This is a genomic window from Streptomyces sp. Inha503 (genome assembly GCF_047215865.1).
In the GTDB taxonomy this organism is placed as follows: domain Bacteria; phylum Actinomycetota; class Actinomycetes; order Streptomycetales; family Streptomycetaceae; genus Streptomyces; species Streptomyces lycopersici.
Map to the genome: position 1 here is coordinate 11,745,900 of NZ_CP178360.1, position 11,318 is coordinate 11,757,217.

At 70.3% G+C, this 11,318-nt stretch carries 9 protein-coding genes and 1 pseudogene; 7 read left to right on the forward strand and 3 right to left on the reverse strand.

Annotation, left to right across the window (positions count from 1 at the left end; translation table 11 throughout):
- Positions 1-402: 402 nt before the first annotated feature.
- The 3 genes from ACJX2R_RS48415 to ACJX2R_RS48425 form a co-directional block, all read right to left on the reverse strand.
- A complete protein-coding gene (locus tag ACJX2R_RS48415) occupies positions 403-2,781 on the reverse strand; it encodes a hypothetical protein (RefSeq protein ID WP_413105356.1) in 2,379 nt (792 codons plus the stop codon).
- 550 nt (positions 2,782-3,331) lie between these two features.
- Positions 3,332-3,679, reverse strand: coding sequence for a hypothetical protein (locus ACJX2R_RS48420; protein ID WP_413105357.1), 348 nt, complete (start codon positions 3,677-3,679; stop codon positions 3,332-3,334).
- 651 nt (positions 3,680-4,330) lie between these two features.
- Positions 4,331-5,269, reverse strand: a complete 939-nt coding sequence (locus tag ACJX2R_RS48425; protein ID WP_413105358.1) for a S1 family peptidase — start codon at positions 5,267-5,269, stop codon at positions 4,331-4,333.
- Between the two features lie 266 nt (positions 5,270-5,535).
- On the opposite strand from ACJX2R_RS48425, the gene ACJX2R_RS48430 reads away from it, so the two are divergent.
- From ACJX2R_RS48430 to ACJX2R_RS48460, 7 genes and pseudogenes are all read left to right on the forward strand, one after another.
- Positions 5,536-5,691: a DUF2399 domain-containing protein gene (locus ACJX2R_RS48430; protein WP_413105359.1), complete on the forward strand. Its 156-nt coding sequence runs from the start codon at positions 5,536-5,538 to the stop codon at positions 5,689-5,691.
- 295 nt (positions 5,692-5,986) lie between these two features.
- Positions 5,987-6,173: pseudogene (locus ACJX2R_RS48435) on the forward strand (transposase); the annotation flags it as partial.
- A 474-nt stretch (positions 6,174-6,647) separates the two neighbouring features.
- Positions 6,648-7,919, forward strand: coding sequence for an inositol-3-phosphate synthase (locus tag ACJX2R_RS48440; protein ID WP_413105360.1), 1,272 nt, complete (start codon positions 6,648-6,650; stop codon positions 7,917-7,919).
- A 107-nt stretch (positions 7,920-8,026) separates the two neighbouring features.
- Entirely contained in the window at positions 8,027-8,836 is an 810-nt protein-coding gene (locus tag ACJX2R_RS48445; RefSeq protein ID WP_413106144.1) for an SCO3242 family prenyltransferase, read from the forward strand.
- A complete protein-coding gene (locus tag ACJX2R_RS48450) occupies positions 8,824-9,735 on the forward strand; it encodes a sugar phosphate isomerase/epimerase family protein (protein WP_413105361.1) in 912 nt (303 codons plus the stop codon). Before ACJX2R_RS48445 ends, ACJX2R_RS48450 begins: the two co-directional genes overlap by 13 nt.
- Positions 9,732-10,433, forward strand: a complete 702-nt coding sequence (locus tag ACJX2R_RS48455) for an EboA domain-containing protein (RefSeq protein WP_413105362.1) — start codon at positions 9,732-9,734, stop codon at positions 10,431-10,433. Before ACJX2R_RS48450 ends, ACJX2R_RS48455 begins: the two co-directional genes overlap by 4 nt.
- Positions 10,433-11,284 (forward strand): TatD family hydrolase, encoded by an 852-nt coding sequence (locus ACJX2R_RS48460; RefSeq protein ID WP_413105363.1) that lies wholly within the window; start codon positions 10,433-10,435, stop codon positions 11,282-11,284. The genes ACJX2R_RS48455 and ACJX2R_RS48460 overlap by 1 nt, the downstream gene beginning before the upstream one ends.
- Positions 11,285-11,318: the final 34 nt, after the last annotated feature.

Consider the following 11,318-nt stretch of genomic DNA (forward strand, 5'->3'; position numbering starts at 1 on the left):
GCTTCCACGTGGTGGTTGAGGTCTCGACGACCCGCTGTAAGCGCACGTCGTCGAATCGTGGCCGTCGGTGGCGGCCACGGCGAGAAGCGCGTCGCCCGCCGCGGCCGACTCCACCTACGGCGGGCGCCGGGGCGCGGGGGCAGAGCGGGCCGCCAGAGCGAGGTCGCTGCCGGTCACGGCGGCGGCCCGGGCCCGGAAGCCCACGGCCAGCTGTCCTTGGGTGATGAACCTGGTGATACAGCAGGTGACGCTGAGAGCGAGCAGAAGCTCCGCAAAGGCTCATGGAAGCCGTCCTACGGACACAGAAGTATTACGGTGGATGCCGAATGCCGGGCTGTCCCCCGTACTTGCACTACGGGGGACAGCCCTTTCTCTTCGCACACGTTCACCCGTGGGCCAGGGTCACACCGGCGGGATGCACGGCAGCAGGGAGGCCGTCGAGGTGACACGGGTGCCCCCAACGACCGCGGTCGCCTGGTAGGTGGTGTTGACGATCTGCAACGGGGTGAGGTTCACCGAGAGGGTGGCGGTGCCGGTCGCATCCGTCGTCGCCGTCCCCACGGGCACGCCGCCCACGAGGAACTGCACAGGGATGCCTGCGGTCGGCGGCGTCACTGTGGCAGTCAGAGTGGTCGGGAAGAGGGTCGGGTTGGACAGGTTGATCCGCCAGCAGGCGGGGAGAGCCTGGAGCGGCCCCGGCGGCGTCGTCGATCCGGGTTGTACGACGATGGGGAGGGGAACAGAGGTTGTTCCGGTGCAGTTGCAGGGGGTGCTGGCGGGGGTGGCGGTGACGGTGGCGGTGGCTGTGGTGGCTCCGGCGGTGGGGAAGGTGACTGTTGCTGAGGCTAGGCCGGAGGCGTTGGTCGTCCCGGTGCCCAGAGTGCCGCTCGGGGTGGCGAAGGAGACCGTGGCGCCGCTGACCGGGAGGCCGTTGCACAGCACCAACGCCTGAAGAGTCGTCGGCTGACCCGCCGTGACCACACCCGTCGGAGGGAGAAGCAGCACTGTGCAGATTCCCGGTGGGAGCACGACGATGGGGAGGGGAACAGAGGTCGTTCCGGTGCAGTTGCAGGGGGTGCTGGCGGGGGTGGCGGTGACGGTGGCGGTGGCTGTGGTGGCTCCGGCGGTGGGGAAGGTGACTGTTGCTGAGGCTAGGCCGGAGGCGTTGGTCGTCCCGGTGCCCAGAGTGCCGCTCGGGGTGGCGAAGGAGACCGTGGCGCCGCTGACCGGGAGGCCGTTGCACAGCACCAACGCCTGAAGAGTCGTCGGCTGACCGGCGGTGACCACACCCGTCGGAGGGAGAAGCAGCACTGTGCAGATTCCCGGTGGGAGTACGACGATGGGGAGGGGTGTGGAGGTTGTTCCGGTGCAGTTGCAGGGGGTGGTGGCGGGGGTGGCGGTGACGGTGGCGGTGGCTGTGGTGGCTCCGGCGGTGGGGAAGGTGACTGTTGCTGAGGCTAGGCCGGAGGCGTTGGTCGTCCCGGTGCCCAGAGTGCCGCTCGGGGTGGCGAAGGAGACCGTGGCGCCGCTGACCGGGAGGCCGTTGCACAGCACCAACGCCTGAAGAGTCGTCGGCTGACCGGCGGTGACCACACCCGTCGGAGGGAGAAGCAGCACTGTGCAGATTCCCGGTGGGAGTACGACGATGGGGAGGGGTGTGGAGGTTGTTCCGGTGCAGTTGCAGGGGGTGGTGGCGGGGGTGGCGGTGACGGTGGCGGTGGCTGTGGTGGCTCCGGCGGTGGGGAAGGTGACTGTTGCTGAGGCTAGGCCGGAGGCGTTGGTGGTGGCGGTTCCGAGGGTGCCGCTTGGGCTGGCGAAGCTGACCGTGGCGCCGCTGACGGGCACGCCGTTGCACAGGACGAGTGCCTGGAGGGTGGTGGGTTGGCCGGCGGTGATGGTTCCGGGCGGAGGCAGAAGCAGCACCGTGCAGACTCCCGGTGGGAGCACGACGATGGGAAGGGGTGTGGAGCTTGTTCCGGTGCAGTTGCAGGGGGTGGTGGCGGGGGTGGCGGTGACGGTGGCGGTGGCTGTGGTGGCTCCGGCGGTGGGGAAGGTGACCGTCGCCGACGCCAGGCCGGAGGCGTTGGTCGTCCCGGTGCCCAGAGTGCCGCTCGGGGTGGCGAAGGAGACCGTGGCGCCGCTGACCGGGAGGCCGTTGCACAGCACCAACGCCTGAAGAGTCGTCGGCTGACCCGCCGTGACCACACCCGTCGGAGGCAGAAGCAGCACCGTGCACAGGCTCGTGGTCACCGGTGCGAAGGTGCACGCGGGGCAGGTTCCGGCAGCCGCCACGAAGGTGGCCGTCACCGACTGCCCCGAGGTCAGCAGCACCCCGAGGTCGACCGGGGTCACGACGCCGTTGACCACGGGCGTCGATACCGTCCCCCCGCCCGGCAGGGTGTACTGGATCGTGCCGTTGATCGAGGTGGTGTCACCGCCGCAGGTGAGGGTGGTGCTGGCCTGTGTGGTCGTGCCCACGGTGGTCAAGGTGGTCGTCATTGTCCCGGAGGGTGCCGGAGTGACGTTGATCGGGACGACCTCGGTACCGGTGATGGTGGCGCCGCTTGTGTACACCACGGTGATCGTCTGGGGCCCGGTTCCCACGGCGGTGAAGGTGACCGGAGGGGTGGTTCCGTCAGCGGCGACGGTCGCGGACTGGGTCTGGCCGTCGTAGGTGAAGGTGGCGGTGTTTCCGGCGCTGACGCCACCAGGGGTGGAGGTGACCTGGGCCGTGAACGTGGTACACGCCACGGGGGTGGGGGGAGTGATAGCGACTGGCATGATGCAGCCCCTTCGAGTCAGTGTGGTGGGGCTGCTACTCGCTGCCGGGGTGCCCATGTGAACGGAACGGTGAACGCGAAAATGTCTCCGTCCTGACCCCGACAGGGAGATGGGCACCCCACAGTCGGTAGGACCAGTACAGCCACTGCTCGGGATGATTCACCACACTGGGTGCGGAAAACCACCCTTTTGGCCTAGCGTTCTGGCTGCGAATGTCACCGGTTGCTTCGCAAAGCCGCCTTGGTGAGGGGGGCCGTCCAGACTTCCGCAACCGATGTTCCTGCCTCGGTTGGGCGGAACCCGCCGAACAGCCGGGCTGCTTGGACGGGCGGCTCCCAGCTGGGGTAGAACCCGGGAGGGGCGCCGAGTCACGGATCGCGGAACGGAACTCAGCGCCGGGAGCGTGCTCTGCACGGGTGAATCGTTGTGGTGCGTTCTTGTCGGCCAGGCACTGGTTGTGGGCACGGTGTAGACGGCATGGCAGCCCATCCCGGACCGAAACCCCTCCGTAGAGGGCTCGGCTCTTTCCAGGCCGCGGGGGATGGGCGTATCACTGCCTTCCGGAAGCCAGGTCAGTCACTCTTCCCGGCACCTGCATCGGCTCCATCGCCATCTCCTGGCTGAGCCAGGCTACGTTGCGCCAGTCGGATCCCTTCGCCGCAGCGGCCTCGGCCCACAAGAACAGCGTCCGCGCACGCTTCCGCCGAGCGCGAGGCTGGATCAGATGCTCGGTGGAGAGGGTTTTCACGGCCGTGCGGAGGGCGTCGAGCAGGTCGGTCTTGCGGCCGCCATGGATACGAGGCCCTTTGTGGCGGCAGACCTCGAGGACGCGCTCCCCTCCCAAGGACAGGAGCAGCGCCTGCCATGAGTCGCCGAGGAGCGTCGGGACGCTGAACATGCCACGGGGCAGCCCCCCTCCTGAGATGCACCCTCAGGCACCTGCCTGGTGGGATCATGAACGGGGCCCCAGGTGACCCGACGGAGGACGACGTGGCCCGGCCCCACCAAGGCGCAGCGTGCTGCCATCGCGAGGCGCCGCGCCGACGCGATCTGCGCCTTCCGGGGGTTGACTGGCTGACGATCGGACGCAGGCACGCCGCCGACCCGGCCGTCAACTCCGACCCGCCGCGTACCCGCAGGGCTACGGGGCGGACCGGTACGCCATGGGCTGCGACCCCGCGCGCCTCGACCGCCTGTTCTTCGTCGCCTACAAGCAGGCCGTCCGCGACGGCGACCTCACCGTGATCGACCACGTCCTGCGCGTCATGGACCGCCGGGCCCGCCTCCTCGGGCTCGACCGCCGCCCGCACCGAAGTCACCGGCGCGGCCGGCGGCCCGCGGGCTGGTCCGACGCCTCATCCATGTTCACGAGGTCGCCCCGGCCCGTCTTTTCGGCGGCTGGTCTGAGTCTGCTGCCCGGTGGGGGCGATTGCCTCGCGTACGGGTTGGGCTTGGCAGCGGCCGACGGCTGTGCGGGGTGGGATATCACTGAGGGGGGCTCCGCGTTCTGTACCGCGGGGTGCGGAGCCGTCTGCGGCGCGGATGAGTGTCACGGAAGGCTTGCTCCGTGGTTGTTGAGGGCCTCGGTGACCGGCTGGAAGTAGGTGACGCCGCCGAAGTCGCAGTCGCCGGAGCCGCCGGAGGTGAGGCCGATGGCGGTGTTGCCCGAGAAGAGCGGACCGCCGCTGTCGCCGGGCTCGGCGCACACATTGGTCCGGATCATCTGGTAGACGATGTCACCGTTGCCGTAGTTGACGGTGTAGTTGAGTCCGGTGACGGTGCCGCTGTGCAATCCGGTGGTGCTGCCGCTGCGCTGGACGAGCATGCCGATACTGGCATTGGCGGCACCGGTGATGGTGCGGTAGGTGCCGTTGTACAGATTCACGTTGCTGGGGTGCGGCAACAACGGGTTCGTGTAGGAGATGTAGCCGTAGTCGTTGACCGGGAAGCTGGAGTAGGCCGTCGGGCCGATGGACAGGCCGAGGCCGGTGCGCCAGGTCGGGTAGCCCTCGGTGCAGTGCCCGGCGGTCAGGATGTAGTACGCGGTGCCGATGTGTACGTTGAAGCCGGCCGAGCAGCGCCAGCCCGCGGATGCGTAGATGGGATCTCCGCCGGAGAGCAGTCTGGTGAGCTTGCCCGGTGTGCGCTCGAAGCGCAGCGCGCCGGCGTTCCGACCCGCCACCCTTTTGATCTTGGTGAGCTGGGTGTTGGAGACGGTGCTGTCAGCCTGGACGACGACGGATGCGCTCTTGGTGTCGAGGGTCCACGCTGTGCCGCCGACGTCCGCGGCGAGGACGGCGTCGCTTGCCGCTTTGAGGTCCGCGGCGCTGGGGGGCCGGTCCTGGTCCGCGGCGGCGGTTCCGGGGGCGGTCAGCGCGATCGCGGCGGCCAGCCCCGATATCAATGCCAGTGTCCGAAGCCGTCCGACGACCGCGCTGTCGGCGCGGCTGGCCGGGCTGCGTCTGCGGGGTGCGTGCTTGATCCTCACGATGTTCCTCCAGGTGCGGGATGAGAGGAGGCCCGCGTCGCGGCCGGGATACCCATTGCGCCCGCGGGCGGGGATTGTTGATCCCTTGTCGGCAACGGTGATGGCGGTATTCGCCCGGTGCAAGGGTCGTTATGGCGTATTGAAGGGGCGTGAGGAACTGCCGTTGTCACGGTGAACCACCGGTGCCTTACCAGGTGCGCCGCGGCGCCCACCTTGCGCCCCCCGGCATTGGTGGGTGAAAGAGCGCACCGTGCTTGGCGAAGTAGATGGTCTGCCTCCAGAGCCAGTCTTCGGCCGCTGTCATCACCCTGCTGTGTCGGCTACGCCACCACGGAGCATGCCTGCTGTACCACGGCGACTTCGACTGGGGCGGTCTGCACATCGCGACAAGCCTGCTTCGCCGCATCTCGTGGCAGCCCTGAGCCACAGTCGGCGTAGGTATCGAGGAAGAAACGGTCTTGACCGACTTGCTGTCCGATCTCGGCCTGTAGGCATTCGGTCTCGCGCCCGTACCGATCACAAACTCGTAATTGCCGCTCACGCCCATACCGGTCGCGTGTCCGTGTCTCTCTGTACAAGGCGCCCTGGACATTGTCGGCCGTGCCGTCCGTGCCACTCCGCAACGATGCCCGTGGTGATGTCTTCGACCACGATCTGGCCGGGTGTGTACGTCGAGGGCGGTGACGATGACGTCAGCCTCTGGCTCCGCGCGGGCGCGCCGACCGTCTGTTCTGCCGCGTCTACGGCCGCAGCAGCCGGTCCTCGGACCAGTTCGCTCCCGTGGCCGTACTCCTTCGTCGCCGTCCCGGAGATGGGTCGGACCTCCCGGTGCCAACTCCTGGACGCCGTGTGCCTGGGCCCGGCCGACGACGTCGCCGAGGCCAATGCCAACCAGGTTTGCCGCGAGTCGAGGAGCTCATCGTCGCCGCGGGTTCCGGACCGCATGTGTCCGCGCTTGGGCGGTGCGGCCCAGCAGGATACGGGTCCCACCGCATCGTCGGCATGGCTCCGGGTGGTTCCCGCGGTAGAGGTAACGGTTGCCGCAGGTGGCGCACTCCTGGCGCTCGGGGCCCCCGCGGTAGCAGTTGCGGCAGATGGGTCCCTCCTCACGATGGGTGGCGACGCATCCGTCCTGTCCGCAGACGATGTTCACCCGGTCAGCGAAAAACTGCGCATGTCGGAGTGACCTCCGCACCGAGTGGGCGCTTCCTGGTGATATGCCTTCGTCAAGGCTGGGGGCCTTCGGTTTCCCGTCCACAACCGCCAGGCTTGCCACGAGTGCCTGGCTGACCAGCCGCGGTCCGAGCGCCCCACCACTATGCAGGCTTCGTCGCAGGTCGGCGTACCCGCGGAGAGGAGCAGGGAAGGTGAAGAGGGTGTGCCGGGAGAGTCGACGGTGACGGCCGGGACGCCGGAGCGGCCGACGAGGCGGACCGGTGTGTGGCTTGTGGGCGGGCGAGGGTCGGTGGCGACGACGGCGGTGTTCGGTGCCGCTGCGCTGCGGGCCGGGCTTGCCGAGCCGGTGGGGTGCGTAACCGAGCGCCCGGGTTTCCCGCGCACGGTGCTTCCAGGGCTGGACTCGCTGGTGTTCGGGGGACACGACGTGGTCGACACCCCGTTGACCAAGCGCGCCGAGAGCCTGGTGGAGGCGAGGGTACTGCCGGGGCGGATGGTCGCGGCTGTTGAGGACGCTCTGGCGGACACGGACCGGGAGATCCGTACGGGGGTGGCCTGCGGTCTGTCCTGCGCCGCCCGCGGCACCGCGGCCCCTCACTCCTTCGGGGAACCAGGAGAGCGGTTCGGAGGTCCGCAGGAGCAGACGGTGCTGACACTGGCCGACGACATCGCGGAATTTCGTGAGCGCCGCCGACTGGATCAGGTGGTGGTCGTCAACGTGGCCTCCACCGAACCGCAGCCGACCTGGCAGGAGGAGTACGAGTCCTGGCCGGCCCTGCGACAGGCGCTGCGTGGCGGCTCGCCGGTGCTGCCAGCGAGTTCCCTGTACGCCTGCGCCGCGTTTCTGGCGGGGTGCGCGTATGTCGATTTCACGCCGTCCGTCGGTGCAAGGCTGCCTGCGCTGCACGATCTGGCGTGCGAGCGTGGCCTGCCCTATGCGGGCAGCGATGCCAAGACGGGGGAGACGCTGGTGCAGTCGGTGCTGGCGCCGATGTTCGCCGATCGGGCGCTGCACGTGCGTGCGTGGTCGGGCACGAACCTTCTCGGGGGCGGCGACGGCCGGACCCTGGCCGATCCGGCCGCAGCCCTGAGCAAGACGAATTCCAAGCGGCGTGCCCTGCCCGCGCTGCTGGGACACCAGGCCGAAGGCGCGGTGCACATCGACCACCTTCCGTCACTCGGCGAGTGGAAGACCGCATGGGACCACATCCTGTTCGAGGGATTCCTCGGCGTGCCGATGACGATGCAGTTCACGTGGCAGGGCTGCGACTCGGCCCTCGCCGCGCCGCTGGTGCTGGACCTGGCACGGCTGGCGGCGGCGGCCTTGGCGGACGGCTTGGCCGGTCCCCTGGCCGCGCTGGGCTTCTTCTTCAAGGATCCCGTCGCGCAGGGGCCCTGTGGTCTCGCGGCGCAGTACGAGCAACTGTGCGCGTTCGCGGCCGGGCTGGCGGCCGGGCGGGGAGGCTGGTCGTGAGCTGTTCGTCGCCGCGGCGAGGGCCGCGAAAGGGGAAATCGTCCGGTGCGGTGGCTCCGGGAGTGCGTAAGTGGGCGGAACTGGTACGTGCGCCGGCGGCGCTGACGGTGCCGGGCGACAGTCTGGCCGGTGCCGTGGCGGCCGGCCACCCGTCGTGGGGGCGAGGGGCCGTCCTGGCGAGCGCTTCTGTGTGCCTGTACTGGGCCGGCATGGCACTCAACGACTTCGCCGACCGGAACGTGGACACACGGGAGCGTCCGCAGCGGCCGATTCCCTCGGGGAGAGTCACGCCGGCGCAGGCGCTCACCGTGGCCGGTGGACTCACCGGCGCGGGCCTGGCGCTGGCGGGTGCTGCGGGCGGATGGCGGACGCTGGGCGTCGCGGTGCCGCTGGCCGGGGTGGTGTGGGTCTACGACCTGCGGGCCAAGGCCCATCCGGTGGGCGGGCCGGCGGCCATGGCCGCCGCCCGCGCGCTCGATGTACTTCTGGGGGCCGGCGTCGGGCGGCTGCGTGCGGCGGCACCGGCGGCGGTTGTCCTGGGGGTGCACACCGCGGTCGTCAGCGCCCTGAGCCGTGCCGAGGTGGCAGGCGCGAGCCGGGGGAGGCTGGGGGCGACAGTGGCGGCCACCGCGGCCGTCGCGGCGCTCGCCGCACGCTCAGGCGCACCAGGAGCACAGAAGCCGGCGACCGCTGCGCTGGCCATGTACCTGGCGTACTTCGCGGGAGCACAGGCCCGGGCGGCGGCCGACCGTGGGCGACCGCACAGCGTGCGGCAAGCGGTCGCGGCGGGCATCACCGGAATGCTGCCGCTCCAAGCATTGTGCGCGGCCCGGGCGGGATCGTCGCCGGTGGCCACGGGCCTGCTCGCCGGGATGCCCGTGGCCCGCCGCCTGTTCCGGCTGGTATGTCCGACGTGAGCGGGCCCTCCGCGCCGCGCCCGCGCTTCGGCTACGGCACCAACGGATTCGCCGGCCATCGGCTGCCGGACGCGCTCCGCGTGCTGGCCGACCTGGGCTACGACGGCGTCGCCCTGACCTTGGACCACTGCCATCTGGACCCGTTCGAGCCGGATCTGCCCCGCCGTACCGCGCAGACCGCCCGGCTACTGGATCGGCTCGGCCTGGACGTGATGGTGGAGACCGGGGCACGCTACCTGCTCGACCCCCGGCGCAAGCACGCTCCGACGCTCCTGGACGAGGACTGCGCACCGCGGTTGGACTATCTGCGCCGGGCTCTGCGGGTCGCCGCCGACCTTGGCGCCCCCGCAGTGTCGCTGTGGAGCGGCGTGCGACCCCCCGTGCTGGCACCGAGGAAAGCCTGGGAGCGCCTCATCCGCCGCTGCGAGCCGCTGCTGCCGGAGGCCGAGCGCCTGGGGGTGCCGTTGGGACTCGAACCGGAGCCCGGCATGCTCGTCGACACCCTGGACGCCTACGACCGGCTCCGCCGTGCGCTCGGTGATCCGCCGCAGCTCCGGCTCACCTTGGACATCGGCCACTGCCGGTGCCTGGAGGAGCACAGCGTCCCGGCGTGCGTGCTGCGGGCCGGTCCGCGTCTGGTCAACGTGCAGATCGAGGACATGCGGCGGGGCGTACACGAGCATCTGGAGTTCGGCGAGGGGGAGATCGACTTTCCACCGGTGCTGCGGGCCCTGTCGCTGGCGGGATACACGGGCCTGGTCAGCGTGGAGCTGCCGCGGCACAGTCACGCCGCGCCGGACGTCGCCGCCCGGTCGCTGGCGTTCCTGCGCCAAGCGGCGTCGGAGGCAGCGATGGCGCCGGCGGAGGCCGAGGGGCCAGCGGAGGGAGCGCCGCGATGAGCCTTGGTAACGCGCAGGAGGTCGGCGAGGCGCGAATCCGTGCCTTGCTTACCGACCGCCTGACGGGGCGGGCGGCGGCATGGCTGGAGGCGGCGTCCCGGAAGGCCGCGGCGGACCCGGGCGCGCTCGGAGTGCTGTTCCCGCAAGCCGGACTGCGCTGCGGCCGCGCGCCGCTGGGCACGCCGTGCTCCGGCGGCGGTGCCGGGCAGCGGGCCGTGACCCAAGCCCTGTACTGGACGGTCGACGATGCCGCCCGCACCATCCTGTTCGCCGCCGGAGCAGCGGCCGAGGGCGCGGGACGGCTTGCGGCCTGGCTGTACGGCAATGGTGACGCGGCGGAACGGCGCAGCGTGCTGAGGGCCCTCGGCACCGTGGCCTCGGGGCCACAGGCGGTCGGTCTGTGCGCGCAGGCACTGTCCGCCAACGATCTCAGGCTGGTCGCTGCCGCCCTCGGCCCCTACGGTGCCCGCCACCTGGACGCGCACACCTGGCGGCATGGAGTGCTGAAGTGTCTGCACTACCGCGTTCCGCTGCGCGCCGTCGGCAGACTGGAGGAGCGTACCGACGCGGAACTGATCCGCATGGCCCGGTCCTATGCGCGCGAACTGCGCAGCGCCGGGCGCAGCGTCCCCGGCGACCTGCACAGCCTGACCCAAGGCGACCTGATCCCCACCGCACGGGAGGTTCCCACACACTGATGCGCATCTTCGACCCGCACATCCACATGACGTCGCGGACGACGGACGACTACATCGCGATGCGCGCCGCCGGCATCCGTGCCGTGGTGGAGCCCGCGTTCTGGCTCGGGCAGCCGCGCACCGGCGTCAGCAGCTTCACCGACTACTTCGACTCCCTGACGAGCTGGGAGCCGTACCGCGCTGCCCAGTTCGACGTCAGCCACCACTGCGCGCTCGCACTGAACCCCAAGGAGGCGGGCGACCCCCGGTGCGCCGAGGTGCTCGACGTGCTGCCACGCTACCTGGCGAAAGAACAGGTGGTGGCGGTGGGGGAAGTCGGGTACGACTCGATGACGCCCCGCGAGGACGAGGCGCTGGCGACGCAGCTGACCATGGCCATCGAACAGCAACTGCCCGCGCTTGTGCACACCCCACACCGGGACAAGCAGACCGGAACACGGCGCTCACTGGATGTCGTACGCGAATGCGGGATCCCACCCGACATGGTGCTGATGGACCATCTCAATGAACTCACTGTGGTGGACGTGGTCGGCACCGGCTGCTGGATGGGATTCTCCATCTACCCGGACACCAAGCTCGACTGCCGCCGCATGGTGCAGATCCTGGCCGAGTACGGCACCGAACGGATGCTGGTCAACTCGGCCGCCGACTGGGGGTGCAGCGACCCGCTGGCCACCTGCCGTACCGCCGAGGCCATGCTGGCCGCCGGGTTCACCGCCGGCCAGGTCGACCAGGTCCTCTGGCACAACCCGGTCGACTTCTACGGCCAGAGCGGCCGACTGGACCTCGTCGGCACCGAGCACTTCGCCCGCGGCGAGCACGCGGGCAACTCGGTCCGGCGCGGCGGCTGACCCGCGGACACCGGACCACCTGGCACCACACAGC